General features: G+C 51.1%; 15 protein-coding genes and 1 pseudogene. 9 read left to right on the top strand and 7 right to left on the bottom strand.

What is annotated here, in order from left to right:
• Positions 1–12 precede the first annotated feature (12 nt).
• Genes QMK20_RS08325 through QMK20_RS08310 form a run of 4 tightly spaced genes read left to right on the top strand, consistent with a single transcriptional unit; the run spans position 13 to position 4,170 of the window.
• Entirely contained in the window at positions 13–1,383 is a 1,371-nt protein-coding gene (locus QMK20_RS08325) for a YheC/YheD family endospore coat-associated protein (RefSeq protein WP_283655350.1), read from the top strand.
• Entirely contained in the window at positions 1,380–2,489 is a 1,110-nt protein-coding gene (locus tag QMK20_RS08320) for a YheC/YheD family endospore coat-associated protein (protein ID WP_283655349.1), read from the top strand. Before QMK20_RS08325 ends, QMK20_RS08320 begins: the two co-directional genes overlap by 4 nt.
• Positions 2,490–2,506: 17 nt before the next feature.
• Positions 2,507–3,022, top strand: coding sequence for a GNAT family N-acetyltransferase (locus QMK20_RS08315; protein WP_283655348.1), 516 nt, complete (start codon positions 2,507–2,509; stop codon positions 3,020–3,022).
• Positions 3,004–4,170, top strand: coding sequence for a YheC/YheD family endospore coat-associated protein (locus QMK20_RS08310; RefSeq protein WP_283655347.1), 1,167 nt, complete (start codon positions 3,004–3,006; stop codon positions 4,168–4,170). Before QMK20_RS08315 ends, QMK20_RS08310 begins: the two co-directional genes overlap by 19 nt.
• A gap of 49 nt (positions 4,171–4,219) precedes the next feature.
• Here QMK20_RS08310 and QMK20_RS08305 read toward each other — a convergent pair whose 3' ends face one another.
• From QMK20_RS08305 to QMK20_RS08295, 3 genes are all read right to left on the bottom strand, one after another.
• The gene (locus tag QMK20_RS08305; RefSeq protein ID WP_283655346.1) at positions 4,220–4,921 is read right to left on the bottom strand and encodes an HAD family hydrolase; all 702 of its coding nucleotides are present in this window, start codon (positions 4,919–4,921) and stop codon (positions 4,220–4,222) included.
• A gap of 84 nt (positions 4,922–5,005) precedes the next feature.
• Positions 5,006–5,668, bottom strand: coding sequence for a class I SAM-dependent methyltransferase (locus tag QMK20_RS08300; RefSeq protein ID WP_283655345.1), 663 nt, complete (start codon positions 5,666–5,668; stop codon positions 5,006–5,008).
• A gap of 69 nt (positions 5,669–5,737) precedes the next feature.
• A complete protein-coding gene (locus QMK20_RS08295) occupies positions 5,738–8,710 on the bottom strand; it encodes a methyltransferase domain-containing protein (protein WP_283655344.1) in 2,973 nt (990 codons plus the stop codon).
• Positions 8,711–8,811: 101 nt separating this feature from the next.
• On the opposite strand from QMK20_RS08295, the gene QMK20_RS08290 reads away from it, so the two are divergent.
• Positions 8,812–10,389, top strand: coding sequence for a collagen-like triple helix repeat-containing protein (locus QMK20_RS08290; RefSeq protein WP_283655343.1), 1,578 nt, complete (start codon positions 8,812–8,814; stop codon positions 10,387–10,389).
• 9 nt (positions 10,390–10,398) lie between these two features.
• On the opposite strand, the gene QMK20_RS08285 is transcribed toward QMK20_RS08290, so the two are convergent.
• On the bottom strand, positions 10,399–11,475 hold the full coding sequence (locus QMK20_RS08285; RefSeq protein WP_283655342.1) for a glycosyltransferase family 2 protein: 1,077 nt from the start codon (positions 11,473–11,475) through the stop codon (positions 10,399–10,401).
• Between the two features lie 168 nt (positions 11,476–11,643).
• Between QMK20_RS08285 and QMK20_RS08280 the strand changes: the two genes are divergently transcribed.
• The 4 genes and pseudogenes from QMK20_RS08280 to QMK20_RS08270 all read left to right on the top strand — a co-directional run bounded on the left by QMK20_RS08280 (position 11,644) and on the right by QMK20_RS08270 (position 15,175).
• Positions 11,644–12,717 (top strand): glycosyltransferase family 2 protein, encoded by a 1,074-nt coding sequence (locus QMK20_RS08280; protein WP_283655341.1) that lies wholly within the window; start codon positions 11,644–11,646, stop codon positions 12,715–12,717.
• Positions 12,718–12,805: 88 nt separating this feature from the next.
• Positions 12,806–13,057: pseudogene (locus QMK20_RS27610) on the top strand (alpha-helical endospore appendage domain-containing protein); the annotation flags it as partial.
• Positions 13,058–13,073: 16 nt separating this feature from the next.
• Positions 13,074–14,051, top strand: a complete 978-nt coding sequence (locus QMK20_RS08275) for a hypothetical protein (protein WP_283655340.1) — start codon at positions 13,074–13,076, stop codon at positions 14,049–14,051.
• Positions 14,052–14,098: 47 nt separating this feature from the next.
• Complete coding sequence (locus QMK20_RS08270; RefSeq protein WP_283655339.1) at positions 14,099–15,175, top strand: BclA C-terminal domain-containing protein; 1,077 nt, start codon at positions 14,099–14,101, stop codon at positions 15,173–15,175.
• Between the two features lie 223 nt (positions 15,176–15,398).
• Here the strand turns inward: QMK20_RS08270 and QMK20_RS08265 are convergent, their stop codons facing one another.
• From QMK20_RS08265 to QMK20_RS08255, 3 genes are read right to left on the bottom strand one after another with little or no spacing between them, the layout of a single operon-like run.
• Positions 15,399–15,968 (bottom strand): manganese catalase family protein, encoded by a 570-nt coding sequence (locus QMK20_RS08265; RefSeq protein ID WP_283655338.1) that lies wholly within the window; start codon positions 15,966–15,968, stop codon positions 15,399–15,401.
• A gap of 33 nt (positions 15,969–16,001) precedes the next feature.
• Positions 16,002–16,436 (bottom strand): spore coat protein CotJB, encoded by a 435-nt coding sequence (locus QMK20_RS08260; protein ID WP_283655337.1) that lies wholly within the window; start codon positions 16,434–16,436, stop codon positions 16,002–16,004.
• Position 16,437: 1 nt separating this feature from the next.
• Positions 16,438–16,662: a spore coat associated protein CotJA gene (locus tag QMK20_RS08255; protein ID WP_283655336.1), complete on the bottom strand. Its 225-nt coding sequence runs from the start codon at positions 16,660–16,662 to the stop codon at positions 16,438–16,440.
• Positions 16,663–16,673: the final 11 nt, after the last annotated feature.

Here is a 16,673-nt window from a genome sequence, read left to right as displayed (position 1 = left end):
GAGGATAAACAGATGAGTTTAACGCATTGCAATGTGCATTTCTCACAGCAGCCCGACAAGGTGGCGTATATATCCACTGCCTTGTTGAAAAGCCTTAAATTATCCGGAACCAAGTCCATTCGTCTGCGGCTCGGTAAGGATCAGATTCCCACCACGATAAAACCGATTCAGAAGGCGGGACGCCATCTGTACCTGACCTCAGGCTTGCGTAATGCCATCCGTGTTCCTAAAAGCGGGTCCATCTATTTGCGGAATCTGGACGGAGATATACAGCTCGGACCGTTAATTGGAGTGCTGTCTGACGGTACCGCCTCTGCCACCCGCCCTTTTGGCTCACGCACGGGCTTTATTAAGCAACTGCTGAAGGAAGGCAGCAAGAATTCTTATATTTTTGCCTTCACTCCTCGGGATATCAACTGGCAAAACGATACGATTAACGGCTATTTTCTGTCATCAAGCGGGGTATTTTCACGCAAAATCGTACCTTTACCGGACGTGATTTACAATCGGCTGCCGAGCCGCCGCTCTGATTTTTCCCCGGCGATCAATCAGCTGCGCGAACGCTTTTCCCGCAAACGGATTCCCTTTTTCAACTGGAGCTTCTTCAACAAATCGGATATCTATCATCTGCTGGAAGATAATTCTGAGGTTAACCGCTATGTCCCCGAATCGTATATGAATCCCAGCTCTGAACGTATCCGAGGCATGCTGGAGCGTCATCAATTTGCTTATTACAAACCAAGCGGAGGTAGTCTCGGTAAAGGAATTTACCGTCTCTCCCATGTTCCCAAGCAAGGTTATTATGTAAGGTACCGCAAGAAAAACAGCAATGTATTGCTGCGCTTCAACTCTTTTAACTCTATGCTACGTATGCTCCACTCCAATCAGGGCCAGACGTTAAAGGGCTACGTCATTCAGCAGGGTATCCAGCTAATTGAGATTGACAATTGCCCGATTGATTTCCGATTTCATATGCACAAGAACGGCAACAACCAGTGGGTCGTCGTCGGAATTGGAGCCAAAAAAGCCGGACGCGGCAGTGTCACGACCCATATTAAAAACGGCGGCTCCCTCATGACACCCGAGCAGGCGCTGAACCGGGTATTCGGAGACCGGGCGGGCGAGGTGCTTCAGCGTGCCAAGAACGTAGCGGTTACACTCGCAGAAGCCATCGAGTACCATCACCAGCATCTGCTGGGTGAAATCGGCTTCGATCTGGGCATTGACCAACAGGAAAAGGTATGGATGTTCGAAGCCAATTCCAAGCCCGGGCGATCCATTTTTCAGCATCCATCGTTGCGTGCGGAGGGTAAAGCATCCGTGGAGCATATTTTGGACCACTGTCTTTACCTCAGTAAATTCCGCAGAAAAGAGGAACTATGAATACCCGGGCGGAGTACAAACCAGTCGTTGCCGTATTGACCGTGCACGACGAAGAACAATTTTTCAAGGGAAATCGGCGCAATTTCAGGGATATTCTTGAAATGGGGACGCGGATGGGCTATCAGGTGTACATTGTTACCGTCAGGGACCTGAAGCTGACATCGGAGACAGTCAGGGGCTATATTTTCAACAAAACCTCACAGACGTGGGAGGAACAAAATTTTCCACTACCGCAAATCATTTATAATCGCATCCCGAACCGCAACTATGAGCTTAAAACTTCTGTTCGCACAAAGCTGAATGAAATTTCTCATGCCTCTGGCATTGAACTGTACAATCCGGGCTTTTTCAACAAATGGGAGCTGTTCAAATGGCTCCGTGCTTCGGAATCCACTCGTCAGTTCGTACCAGCGACCAAACGCTTAAGCAACCTGTCTTCCTTGGGCAAAATGCTGTCAGTGTATCCATACCTGTATCTCAAGCCAGAGAACGGCAAGGCCGGAAAAGGGATTATGATTCTCAAATACCGACCGGACCATCTCATGGCTTACAGGCTGACGATTCAGCATGACAAAAAAAGCGTAACCTACCGATCTGTATCGCTGTCCCGACTGTGGGGGCGTATTCGCCGGGAAGCTGGCGCTTCGCCTTATATCATTCAGCAGGGCATCGAGCTGGCAACCTATCAGAAAAAGCCCTTCGACCTGCGTATCCTGGTGCAAAAAAACACCCACGGCTCTTGGAGCACCACGGGAGTCGGTGCCAGACTGGCGGGTAAGGGGAGCATTACAACGCATGTTCCGCGCGGCGGAAGTGTGGAAGACCCGTTCAAACTGCTATCTGCGCTGTTTGGACCTGAGAACAGTAAGGATATGTTGAACAAGATTAAAAGTACCGCCATACAGATTGCACGCCAAATTGAACGAGGCTCCGGTCTTTCCCACGGCGAAATGTCCATGGATTTGGGCGTAGATACGTTCGGAATCCTCTGGTTTTTTGAAGCCAACTCCAAACCGATGAAATTTGACGAGCCAGAAATTCGTCAAAAATCGCTGAGACGCATATTCCAGTACAGCTCCTATTTGGCCGGACGAATGAAATTATGAGTCAAGGAAGTGGAATCATGCCGCAAATTAGCGATGTTCAACATTTGCCTTCCCGGAGCTGGCTGCTGAGACGACGGCAGCTGCTATTTCTGGCCCGTAGCTCGGGTGGCATGCGCATTACCCGCAATGCCTTGCGGCAGCTGGCCGTTTTAACGCCGGAGCAATTAAAATCACCCGGCTCCTCCCTCCTGTGCGCTTATCTGCGCACGGAGCAAGGGCTGCGGATTGCGGGATTTTGCCTCGCTCTGAATTACGGTGAGGATGCGTGCATCGTGATCGTTCGTCCGCTTTACCGGGGCCGCAGACTGGGCGCTAGACTGCTGTCCGCCCAGCTCAAACAGCTGCGCCGCCTGACGTGCAGCGTGGCCGCCGACAATATGGCCAGTCTCAAAACCTGCTTTCGCGCTGGACTTGTTGCGCATGACATGACGACTGGACCGACCGGAAAGCCCACGCTAATATTTCGCGGGGAGTTATCCGAAGATGAGCAGACGGCAGAGGAAGGTGGAATGCTGTGCCAAAACCTGTCCTAGGCATCATGACCTTGTATTTGAACAACAAGAAGCAATTGGAGGAGCGCGACATATATGAGCGCATGATTGCAGAAGGGAACAGACTGGGACTGGATATGTATGTATTCACTCCTGCAGATGTCCATAAGGATCGCAGGCTGCTTCTTGCCCAAATCTATGATCCACAAAGCGGAAAATGGACCCTGAAATGGCGGAAATTCCCGGATATGATTTTCGACCGTTGCCGGGTACAGCGCAGTGAGCGGTATCAGCAGTTAAAGCAATTTCGGGTGCAATATACGGATCTCGTATATTTAAACCGACCGCTGAGTAACAAATGGGCCATTCATCAGCAGCTTGCGAGAAGGGCCGCCTTTCGACCGCATCTGCCCGATACGGAGCCGTTCGTAGGATTTCATAGTGTAAAGCGGATGCTCAAAAAGAATTCACTGGTCTACCTAAAGCCGATTAACGGTACGGGGGGGCGTGGAATTCTGCGCATTGAGCCTGTTAACAAGCAAGGGGGCCTGTATCTGGTCGAGGGCCGCAATCGCAAACGTCATATTATTCCTCAGCAGCGGGTGCGTCTGGACCGTCTGGAGCCGCGTCTGAGCAGTTGGAACATGGACAATTACATTGTTCAGGAAGGTATTCCTGTGCAACTGCCGAATGGCAGGGTTCATGATTATCGCATGCTGGTGCAAAAAAATGGCCAGGGGACATGGGAGTTAACTGGATGTGCAGGACGGATCGGGGCACATCGCAGCGTTACTTCCAACCTGCATGGCGGAGGCAAGGCAGTACCGATGAATCAACTGCTGACACAATGGATTCGTAATGAAGATCAGAGAGAGAAGATCACCAAGCAAGGGGAAAAGCTCGGGCTGGATATCGCAGCTTATCTGGAGGAAAGCTACGGGGCATTATGCGAGCTTGCGCTCGATTTGGCGATCAACAAGGACGGTCACATTTACGTACTGGAGGTCAATCCGAAGCCAGCACGCGAGGTATTTGCACGTATTGGTGAAAAAGAAACCTACCGCCGCTCTATCGCCAAGCCCATGGAATATGCCTTATGGGTCTATCACACACAAATTAATCCAAAACCTCTGACGGATCACAACACAGAGAGCAAAACAGAGAATAAGACAAAAGAAGGCTCCGCGTAAAAGCGGCAGCCTTCCTTTGTTTTGTGATATGTCTGATATACCTTAATGGTTACTTTGCGTTTTTATACAATGTGAGCAGCTGCGTGAAGTCCGTAATAATCGCATCGGAACCCTTCAACTCGTCGTTTGCGCCAAATCCAGCATAGGCGCAGCCGATGACCGTTTGTCCATTCTTTTTGCCTGCCTCCACATCGGAAGATCGGTCACCTACCATCCATACGTTGGAAATTCCGTGCTTACTCAACAAAATCTCCAACAAATTCACTTTGGATAGTGTGCTGTATTCACCAGCGCTAAACAGTCCTTCAAAAATCGGGACCATTTCATATGCAGCCGCTATCCCTTTCACATAATCCTCCAGCCCATTACTAGCTACGAACAATCTTACACCCTGTTCATGGAGGGTTTGGAGCGTTTCTTTTACATGCGGATACAGGGCATGACTTCCGTTCTTCAATCCCTCCAGCTCCAACTGGAGCAGCAGCTCGTCCGCTCTTCTGTGGGCCGCTTCGCTGGCTTCCGGCATCACTCTTCTCCAGATTTCGTCCAGCAGCATACCCAAACTATTCAAAATAAGCTCCTCTGGAGGCGTCTCTCCTTCAAAAAGACCTTCGGCGCGCAGCGTGTCAAACAGCTTGTGATACGCAGGAAGCAGCAGCGTCTCCGTCTGAAAAAGTGTACCATCCATATCAAATACCATAGCCTCAGGTTTCTTCAACACAGGTGCATTGTTCATGTAGTTGTCAGTCATTCCTTTCCTATGTAGGTTTACAGTTCCGACCCCTCTCATGATAAGCAATAAGAGAGGTCCGTGTAAACCTCATTGCGCATACCGTTAGCTCTTGTATTTTTTCAAAACAGCCCTGAAACAATGCAAACCGCCCCACAAATCTGTGCGCAAGGCATCCGGCGGAAGGTTAAGATCAACCTCGCTCCAGTACGAAAACCCCGCCTGACCTATCCATTGCTCCATCGCAGACAGATTAACCGTAGGGTAATCAAACGTCAGCAGAAGCATTCCGTCATCTCGTAAAGTCCGGTGAAATTCACGCAGGGTAGCTAACGAGTCATCAGGGGTTAGATGCTCCAGCACTGATATACATACAATTTTGTCAAAGCTGACCGTCTCATAAGGCAAGGCGGTTAGATTAGCATGCGCGGAGTGAAGACGAACCGGTAAAATTTCCTGGACACGCTCGGCAGCCTCCTCTCCAATATCCCGGCGCACCTCGGCCAATATGGCATCCACGGAAACGATCCTCATATCCAGATCACAGGCATAGGCCTGAGCGCAGCGGCGGGCCAGCTCAAACTTGAACGGATGCGGGATACCACATGCCGCGTCAAGCACCGTATCCTGCCCGGACATAAAGTGCAGACACCACTCATACTCATAGGGACGGCTCCACCAGCTTTGGGGCAGCCTGTAGATCAGGCTGGAGGTATTGGGATCGGAATGTACGAAAAAGCGGGAGAGGTACGGATCAGCGGTATTCATGGGATATAGCCTCCTTTTGAATGAAAGGTGAAACGGTATGGATTCAGAGCGTATATTCCCCCAGCCAGCTCAGATCGCCCTTGCCACGCAGCATAGCTCATGACCACGTTTCTCGCCTTGAAGTTTGGCCAACAGCCCCATACGCTCCGTGAAAGTAAGCTCGCCATACAAAGGATGCGCCTCTATCAAGGCGTCCAGACCGGAAGGGAGCTGGCGGGTGAACAGGGCCACCGGGTGCAGACCGGACTCCGCCAGCAAACGTGTCAGCGTGTGCTCTGAATAATGATACAAATGATCTTCCTCGGTAAATAAAGGCGAGTGAACACCATAAGCCTCATTTGTAAACGAGTTTTTGTTGGGTACTGTAATGTATAAAGTTCCATCCGGTTGAAGCTGCTCGCGTAAATCTGTTAAAAATGCCACCGGGTCTGCAATATGCTCCAGCACATGCCAGCATGCAACGGCCTCATATTCATGATCCAGTGATAAGGCAGTATCTCCCTCTGTTTCTGGCGCTTCATTCGCCGCTTCTTCTGTTTCTGTCTCTGTATCGCCATTCCAGTAGCCCGGTAGCAGATCCACGTCATATTTGTATTTGGCATATGCGCGCGAGTCTATGGAAGGCTCAATGCCCACAGCATTCCATCCACTCTGAAGTGCAGCATGAATAAATTCTCCGGTACCTGATCCAATTTCCAGTAATTTTCCTTTACCGGGACTGAACATATCCAGCAGCATGAGTCCGAAAAGAGCATGATCCCCGTAGGTTGAGGCGGCTGCACTATCGCGCATGGCGACCCATTTGACGTTATAGATATCTGCGATCATATTCTCAGGCTGTATCCGATCGATATCATTGCGGAAAATAAGCCCACATGAACCACATCCTATCAATGTAAAATGTTCATACCGATGGAACACCGCCGTATTGGACGAGCCGCACAGTTTGCAAGCCATGCCCTGTGCTTCCCCCTCTCCTTTTCCATAAAGCGCGTCCTCTATTTCGCCTTTGGTAAGAGCATGGGAGCCAATAATAGCATGAACACCAGCAATCTTAGCGACAGCATTCTTGTTGACAGGATTCGCAGGGTTAGCCGCTTCATGAACAGGAGCAGGTTCAACGAAATGGACACCGTTCGCCACTTGAACAGCTTCAGCGGTATGAATTGCTTCAATTCTATTCTCGGCTCTAGCAGGATAGGTATCCTCGGCAATCACATCTTGGATATTCTTGCCCGTATTCACATCGGAATTAATACCGCTAGTGTCTTCAGATTCAGACTCATGTTGATTTTTTACACCCTCTCGGTCTGGGTCTATCCAGAGACTGAGCCGGGGAGTCGGATCAAATATGGACTCATATTGCTCCTTCCAGCCATAACGGGCATCCGGGTCCAACTGTTGATAACGCTCATATTTGGCGGTGCGAATAGCTGGTGTGTACCAGCCCCAGTGCTGGATACGATAGTCGCTAATCTCACTCGGAAGCTCAAGCACATTATCGGGAAATCTCCCGCAGTGCAAATATTGCTCCTTCCATTTATAAGGGAAGCTATCCCGGTATCGAGTCAAAAATGGGCGGTAGTAACGATGAGCCTGCCAGTAATCATCATCGCGATAATGCGTGGGAGACCACATATCAAACAGCCTGAAACAAATGGTATCGGCTTTCGTTCCAGCTAATAGAGCATGCACACCTTGGGCAAATCGGGATTCGAACATTTCGTCAGCATCCATGTTTAAAATCCATTCCGGGGAAGATGCCAGCGTCTCTCTCCACTGCTGCTTCCGCAGCTCCACTTCATTCGTAAAGGAGGCCCTTTCATTACGGATCAAACGCAGTGGAATCCCCTTTAGCAGGTCTCGGCACAATTCACCACTATCATCACGGCTGCCATCATCAATAATGACCGCTTCATCAATATATTCCCGATGACTTCGGAGCACTTCTGCGAGCTTGCGATCTGCCTCATTGCATACCGTCATGCTCAGCGTCAGTTTGGGCCTGGAGACAGGCGGAGCATGAAGCTCACTATGTCGTGGACCAGAGAAAGCTGGTGGCACGACAAAAGAATCCGTAGCATGCTTTGCGAAGACGGCAGACTCGCGGAGATCCCGTGGAATGGTAATTTCAGGCGACGTAGAGGAAGTGCTGGATGGATAATTTTCTGAAATATCTGAAGTTTTGGAAGTGTTTGAAGCTTCTTGGTCGTCCCTATTAACAGCGCCCTGCGTAATTTTATTCAGGGTCAGTAGCAATTGTTCTGCCTTGATGCGGTCCGCTTCCCGGTACAAATGCATGGCAGGATAGTGCGTATCTACAAAAAGCGGAAACCCGTACGCCGCCGCCCGGATGCAAAAGTGTCGATCCTCTCCCCAAAAAGAAACGTTAGGGATTTTACCAAAATGAATTCCGACTTCCAGTGCCCTTCTGCGGATTAAGGTACAAGCACCCAGACCGCCTACCTCATACAAACCGGGAACATGCAACTGATGTATAAATTGCAGCTCGCGATGTGCCCGCTCTTCTGCCGATAGCACTTCACCTTCTTCACGATGGAACAGATTGTATTCATCACTGACCCACACTTGAGGCAATAACGTCCCATCGGGCTGCCAGCGTGTCCAGAAAATCTCGGATACGATATCCTTCTCCGTCTCGACCAGTCTGCATAAGGTGCGGGAATGGAGGATCAGGTCTGAATCGACCAAAAATAGTGCGTCATAATGATGCTGAAGCGCGTAGTCAATGAGACGATTTTTGAACCCGGCCACTTTCCAAACGAGGGAAGGCGGCCAATAATGGGTATGCTCATCACTTCGGTTCTCATATTGCTGCAAGCCTGACAGCGGGGGCAAAACACGCCCCGGGAGCCGGTCCGCAAAATCGGCCAGCCATTGGCTTGAAGCCGGATTGTCATTATCATCGACGAACAAATAATCCGGCAGCACATCGGGTGCTTCCAGCCGCTCCAAAGCTTGAAGAAATAAAGCTAATATTTCGGGCTTCTGATGCACTGGGCTGCCGATTAATATACGCATGATTCGACGCCTCCCATCAGGCGGAAGCCTCATAACCGTTCCTCCTGCTTGCTCTGACGCATACGATAATTGCGATGAAGCGATAAGGGAGTGAGCGTGATATGAATGGACTTACACCTGGAAATATCGATGAAAACAACATCAATGCACTGCTTGCCTGCATCGCCTTTCAAGAGCTGTCATTAAGTCACCTGATTAATGCTGAAGGTGAGAAAATACAATATGCCGTCGGGACCCTTCCCGGCCTTACACCACCCGCAGGGAGCATTGCCGAGCTTCTGGAAGTAAATAACAGCGTACAATCGGTTTTGAATTGTACGTTTTTAAACGAGCTTGCCCTTCTGGCTCAGCTCCAGTGCCTGCTCAATCCGTCAGGCATTACCGGGGCAACCTGTTGTTTTCCGTTTGGAAGCACTGGAGCTACTGGAGCTACGGGTGACACCGGAGCCACGGGAGCGACAGGCGACCCAGGCGCCACGGGCACTACGGGCGCTACCGGGCCTACTGGAGTTACCGGGGACACGGGCGATATTGGTGCGACTGGCGCTACGGGGGCCAACGGGCCCACCGGGGCCTCGGGCACCGCGGGCGCTACCGGACCTACCGGAGCTACGGGCACCGCGGGCGCTACAGGGCCCACCGGAGCCACGGGCATCGCGGGCGCTACAGGGCCTACCGGAGCCACAGGTACCGCGGGCGCTACTGGGCCCACCGGAGCCACGGGCATCGCGGGGGCTACCGGGCCTACCGGAGCCACGGGTACCGCGGGCGCTACTGGGCCCACCGGAGCTACGGGCACCGCGGGCGCTACCGGGCCCACCGGAGCTACGGGCATCGCGGGGGCCAACGGGCCTACCGGGGCCACTGGCATCGCGGGCGCTACTGGGCCCACCGGAGCTACGGGCATCGCGGGGGCTACCGGGCCCACCGGGGCCACTGGCATCGCGGGCGCTACCGGACCTACCGGGCCCACCGGAGCTACGGGCACCGCGGGGGCTACCGGGCCCACCGGAGACACGGGTACCGTAGGGGCTACCGGGCCTACCGGAGCCACAGGTGCCGCGGGCGCTACCGGGCCCACCGGAGCTACGGGCACCGCGGGCGCTACCGGGCCCACCGGGGCTACAGGCATCGCGGGGGCTACCGGGCCCACCGGAGACACGGGTACCGCAGGGGCTACCGGGCCTACCGGAGCCACAGGTGCCGCGGGCGCTACCGGGCCCACCGGAGCTACGGGCACCGCGGGCGCTACTGGACCCACCGGGGCCTCTGGGGGTTTAGCCAGCGCACTAAGCCGTACCAATACGGGACCTAATACCATCCTGCTGGGAGGCGCTATCACCTTTGCTACAGCGGGTGCTTCTACGGGAACGTTTATCACCGTCGTCAACAACACTACTTTTGGCCTGACCCAGGCAGGTCTTTACAAAGTAAGTCTGGTGCTCAGCACAGCGACCCTGACCCTGCTGTCTACCATCACTCCCTCATTCACCGGAACAGCTACTCCCAACCCGGGAAGCTACTCTTTCCCAGCGGTTCTAGCAGGTGGCGAAATCGCCGCATCTCTGTTGTTTCGGGTGACGGTACCCGGAAATTTACAATTTCTCGTATCCGGGTTGACCTTATCACTGGCAGGAGGGACCAGCTCAATGATCGTCATCGAATACATTTCCGCCTAGCTCTCTTTTTCAAGCCTGGGTGGTCAACACCTGATCCGATAACGAACGACGTATTCCCGCAGCCTCCAAGGTGGCCTGTGCTTCTACAGGCCGCCCCATTTTTGCCAAACAGATGGACATGTAGTACAATGCATAGCTGCTGCCGACTCCTCGCAAAGTCACATATTTCCATGAATTATCACCCATGCGAGTACATTTTTCGAACTCATAATAAGCCTCCAGCAATAACCCCTGATCCAACAGATACAACGCTTTATAAAAATACAAATCTACATAATCCGGGTACAATTGCAGTACCTTGTCAATTCCCGGCCATATCCCCTTCAGGCTGCCATGACGAATTAAGGTATCGTATTTTAGCTTGTAAACAAGCGCTGGTGGCAGCTTTCCCTGTTCCAGAAAACCGGTAATCGCCAAATTATTCAGTTCAAAAGCCCTCTCCCATTGCTGCAAACGACTATATTCACTTGCCAAATGGTAATCACACCACGGGTCATATTCAGCCTGTGCCTTCTCCCGCTCCAGCAGCCGAATATTCCGCTTTGACTTTTCCTTCACCTCTACGACCTTCTCTGCATATCCATAATGGTGTACCGTCACGGGCAGCAGTGGAGCTTCTGGGGTGTCCTGTTTTCCCGCCGGAGGTTGCAGCCTTTCATGAATATCACGCACAAACTGATACCCGATGTCATTTCGGAACAAACGAATTTGCGGACAACTGTATACAAAACCATCCATTTCGTTGAGTACCTTCAAAGCAGCAGTATCTGCATGAATCGCCTTTACAAACTCATGCAACTGTCCACTCTCATCGTGATCCAGTTCTTCATCCGCATCTAGCCATAAAATCCATTCTCCTGTCGCGCGGGCTATTCCCGCATTGCGTGCATTTGCAAAGCTGTCATCCCATTCGTACGAATCAACGGAACACCCCATGGAACGACAAATGTCTATCGTCCCATCCGTGGACCCCGTATCCGTTACAATAATCTCATCCACAACATTCTTGGCACTTTGCAAGCAAGCTTCCATCCGTTCCGCCTCATTTTTGACAATCATGCACAGTGAAATGAACGGCCGGCTCATGCCTTCCCCCCTTGCATCAGACTTTGATTTTCTAATCTATTAGAGCGCTGCTCAATTTATGATCATCACGCATACCCTCATACTCGTTCAACCGAAATTCCCACATAATGAGCAAGCCATCCTAATAAAATGGAGATTATACCAAGTTTTTTGGGAGGGACAAAGAGCATGGTAACCGTCAGCTTATGCATGATTGTCAAAAATGAAGAAGAAGCACTTCACACCTGCCTCAAATCAGTCCATGATCTGGTGGATGAAATCATTATCGTCGATACCGGCTCTACCGACCGCACCCAAGAGGTAGCCGCATCGTTCAATGCCCGGATATACGATTTTGAATGGTGCGATGATTTTTCCGCAGCCCGTAACTATGCATTTGATCAGGCAACACAGGACTATCAATTTTGGCTGGACGCCGACGACATCCTGGAAGAGCAAGACCGACTCGCATTTCTCGACTGGAAAAAGCAAGCCACCCTTTCATATGACAGCATTACAATGGATTATGTGCTATCCGTGGATGAACAGGGACAGCCGCTGCATAAGCTCAAAAGAAACCGAATTGTCCGCCGGGACCGTAATTATAGATGGATCGGTTTTGTACACGAATTCCTGAATGTGATAGGAAGCACCTTTCACAGCAATATGGCGGTGACCCATAAAAAAACACGTGCTTACACTGACCGAAATTTGCACATATACCTCAAGCACCGGGAGCAGGGCACCGTATTTTCTGAACGAGATCACTACTATTTTGGCAATGAACTGTATGACAACGGACGAACGGTAGATGCCATACAGCAGTACGAACACTATTTAAGTCTGAATCAGGGATGGATGGAGGACCGGATTGCTGCTTGCTTTAAGCTTGCGGATTGTTACGGCCGCCAAGGTCAAAAACAGGAGCAACGTATGGCTCTGCTTCGCACGCTTAATCTCGACATACCACGCGCCCAGTTCTGCTGTGCCTTTGGCAATATGTTGATTGAAGCGGAACAGTATGCTCAAGCCATTTACTGGTTTCGTCAGGCTACACTGATCGAACCACCACAAGATGCGATGGCCTTAACCAATTCGTCCTATTACACCTGGCTTCCGCACTTGCAATTATGTCTGTGTTATGACCGGATTGGTGACATTGATAAAGCAAAATTGCATCACCGTATGTCCCAGCTGCACCATCCTACTCATCCCAGCGTTTTATATAATGAACAGTATTTCTCACAGCTACAACAGGGATGAGGAAGAGACGGGACCGGGTATGGCATTCCATGCAGCTGACCATAGCCATGATGCAAATTCGGAGTGAAGGGAGAGATTGAACTTGTCTATGCCCGGTATTCCCGACATCAATCCCCTCATCTCTCTAACGAGAAAAGAAGTTATTCATATGATACTCGCATCTATTGCTATGGAGGAAATGGGCCTGTCCAGCATACTTCATGCAGAAGGTGAAAAAATACAACGGTTCGTAAACGACGAGGACGTTTGCCTGCAAGATATCCTGCAGTTGAATCGAAGTGTAGAACGAGTATTGCGAGGGGTGGTGAATAACCAGATTTTGCTCCAGCACAAACTGGAGGACGTATTACTACTCGATGGAGAAAGCAGGTCTAACTGTTACCCTGATCCTGATCACAGCGGTCGGTCTTGCCCGAAAAAGGGTGGTGATCACAATCCATGCCGCAAAAAAGACGATTGGGAATGCTGCGGAGACCCTGATGAATGCGATGAAGAATAAAGGGTTTAGCAGCCATCCGCCAGATGAACCTTACGTCCTCCAGCTTTTCCGAGCCGCAGCCCATCTCAACACAGGTTTAGCCACATTAGCCAAATCTCAAAGCCGAATGGTCTCCTTTTTGTCGGACAAAACAAACGAAAACATCTCCTCTCCCTTGTGGCTGCAATTGAATCATTCTACCCTCCAGCAATTGGAGATATCGCTCCTGATCCAAATGGAAGTCGGAAATCATTGGAACACACTTATATCCACTTTGCATGATGACATCCGACTCCGGCGGGAATACAGAAGTGTCCTGTCTGAAATTTCTATTTCCATAGATGCCCTGGAGACGGCTGCATCCCTCTTATTCGAACAAATCATCCGCTTGCAATTTCTCCTGTCCGTCGACCCTTCCACCCGCCTGTACAAAGATGAACATCAGGAGGCCCTGAGACTGTACCATCAGATTGAACGCTCCCTTCACCTTTTGGAGCATGGGCAGCACCTGATGCATTGGCTCAAAAAGCAGATCAACTCCTCCCCTTCTTCGGAAAGCTCACAGTTTCCTTCGGAGGTTCAACAAGCAAGGAGAGCCAGCAGTCTGGGCTGGCTGCAATTATTAAAGTTCCAGTGGGATTCAGGCCATGCGGCCTCCACGTTACCACCGGGTCAAATGAATCATTTACCCCAAGCAATCGAGCAATTGCAATCCGTTTACAAAATGTATTCAGGCGATCCCGGTGGCTTCGACGCCTATGTACAGCAACAAAAGCCTGTCACTCCAAAAAGACAGCCTACCTTCGGAAAAGTATGGCTGTCCCCCCTGCTTCCATATTCTAAACATTTCCGATAGCCACAACGTATGAAACACATCAGATTTATGTCATAAGGAGGTTTCACATGTCCTTCCCTAATATTCCCAATGTAACACCCACGATTAACCTAACACGGGATGACGCGATTAACCTGTTGCTATCATCCATTGCCTTTGAGGAATTGGGACTTAGTCACATCATCAATGCCGAGGGTGAAAAAATTCAATATGTGCTCGGCACGATACCTGGGCTGACGGGAGGAACGGCTACCATTGCTGACGTTCTTGCCGTAGATCAAAGTGTCAAAAGCGTGCTGGACACCACCGTGAAGAAAGAGCTGCTGCTGCAAGCAAAGCTTGAAAGTGTGCTGGCCGCCCCCACACTGGCCGGTCCCACAGGATCGACTGGACCGACAGGTCCTGCGGGCGGTCCGGTCGGCCCGACAGGGGGGACGGGTGCGACAGGAGCCGCAGGTGCCACTGGGGCTACAGGTGCTGCAGGAACTGCGGGTGCAGTTGGAGCAGTTGGAGCTACAGGGGCTACCGGAGTTGCTGGCTTAGCCGGAGCCACCGGAGCCACAGGTCTGGTCGGGGCCACAGGCCCTGCGGGTGCGGCGGGGGCAGTAGGACCGGTAGGACCGGCCGGAGGCACTGGATCTATAGGAGTGACGGGAGCCACCGGTACAGGGGTGACGGGAGCTACTGGTGTTGCTGGAGCCACAGGTGTAACCGGAGCCACAGGTATCAATATCACCGCTACGAATGCTTTTGTGGCGAATACAACTGGTGGCCTAATAACCGTATTGCTTGGTGGAACGAACGTGACCTTCCCCGGTCCGCCTCAGACGCTGAGCGGAGGCGTTACCATCAACGGTACTAATGATGTATTGACTCTGGCGAACGCCGGAACCTACTACATCGCTTATGAGTTGAACACAACAGTTGGTCTTCTTCTGAGCAGCCGTTTGCTCATTAACGGCGTGCAGGCTCCAGGGTCCGTCCTGTCTCCCGTGATCTCGCTGTCCTCTTATAACAATACTGTTATCGTGAACGTAGCAGCCGCAACAACCATCAGCGTGCAATTTTTCGGGGCCGTAGGTGCTGCCACATTGGTCGGAGGCGGTGCGACAGGCGCATCATTGACCATCATTCGACTTAATTAAGATGCGCCATCATCTGCTGCCAGTACATCATCTCTCGAATGAGTTACCTATAACCATGCTTGCTCATCTGTATAGACGCTGCGAAAGGCGCTTCTAACTGGAGCGCCTTTCATTTTACAATAAGCTTATCCTCATCCCCTTCCATACATTGGATTACAGTGATACACACGCCGTGAAACTGTTCTAACGGAAAATGTACTTAGGATATCCATTTCCCATTCCCTCAAAATATTTTCTTCCGGTCTCGTTCCCCCTTCAAAATTTCCACAGACTCGTGGAAACGGAGCGAGTGGATTATTTCGCGTTCACGCAGAAACTTCAGACTATCCTGCAAATCCACATCATCTGTCAAATCAATCAGCCACTGATATGTAGCTCTCGCCTTTTCCTCTGCCGCAATATCCTCATACAAATCCGCGATTGGATCACCCTTGGCTTGAAAATAGGTCGCTGTAAAAGGAACGCCGCCTGCGCTCTGGTAATACAGCGCATGATCATGCGCCGCATAATATTCCCCCAGCCCGGCTGCCTTCATTTGCTCTACACTCGCATCCTTGGTCAGCTTGTAAATCATAGTCGCAATCATTTCGAGATGAGCAAATTCTTCCGTACCTATATCATTAAGTACGCCGATAACCTTATCCGGAATCGTATACCGCTGATTCAGATACCGCAAAGCCGCCGCCAGCTCGCCATCCGCTCCGCCATACTGCTCCATGAGCAACTTGGCCATGTGAGGATCACATTTGCTGACACGTACGGGATATTGCAGCTTTTTTTCATATACCCACATTTATGTTCCTCCTTTATAAAAGGTTGTACCTGCCTATACCTGCCACGGCCAAGGGGATTGGCTCCATTCCCAAGGGTACTTGGAATAGGCACGGCCAAAATTTTGCAGAGGTCCGTACAGGATCTGGTACTCATTGGCAATCCCGGTCCTTTCCTGTGTCAGCTTATTGAACTGTTCGATAGCCTGTAAATCATCCGGGTGCGTATTGAGATACAAATTCAGTTCCACCAATACAAAATCCACCGTCTGCAGCTTCTCCAGCAGCGCATAAAACTGTGCATCACCCGGCTTGGTCTGGGGCGCATAGCCTTGGTATGGGTTTCTGTCGTTCTGATTGTAGCCCTCAGTATGGTCTTGCTGTTGATACGGGTTTGCATAGGGGCTTTGATACGGGTTCTGCTGTTGGTTCTCAACCTGATTTCGATTCTGAGGCTGGTTTTGGGCCTGACCCTGATTTGGATAATCCATTTTACTCGCCTCCCCCCTGGTTTCTACAAGACTCATAAGGGCTGTAAAACAAAGGCCATAGCGTTCCCTTCCTCAGCGCCTCCTCCGGACTGAATTGAGGCAGACCTGGGGGCTGAAATTGTACAAACAGGTTCGGTGGAAGCACATAGGTTTTGCATAAAACGGGCGGGCACGGATCGAACGGACCGACAAACGGGGCAAACTCACCTTGCTGTGGAAATTTCACGGGCCGGGACC

The organism is Paenibacillus sp. RC334 (genome assembly GCF_030034735.1).
In the GTDB taxonomy this organism is placed as follows: domain Bacteria; phylum Bacillota; class Bacilli; order Paenibacillales; family Paenibacillaceae; genus Paenibacillus; species Paenibacillus terrae_A.
This window is presented reverse-complemented; position numbering and strand designations above follow the sequence as displayed.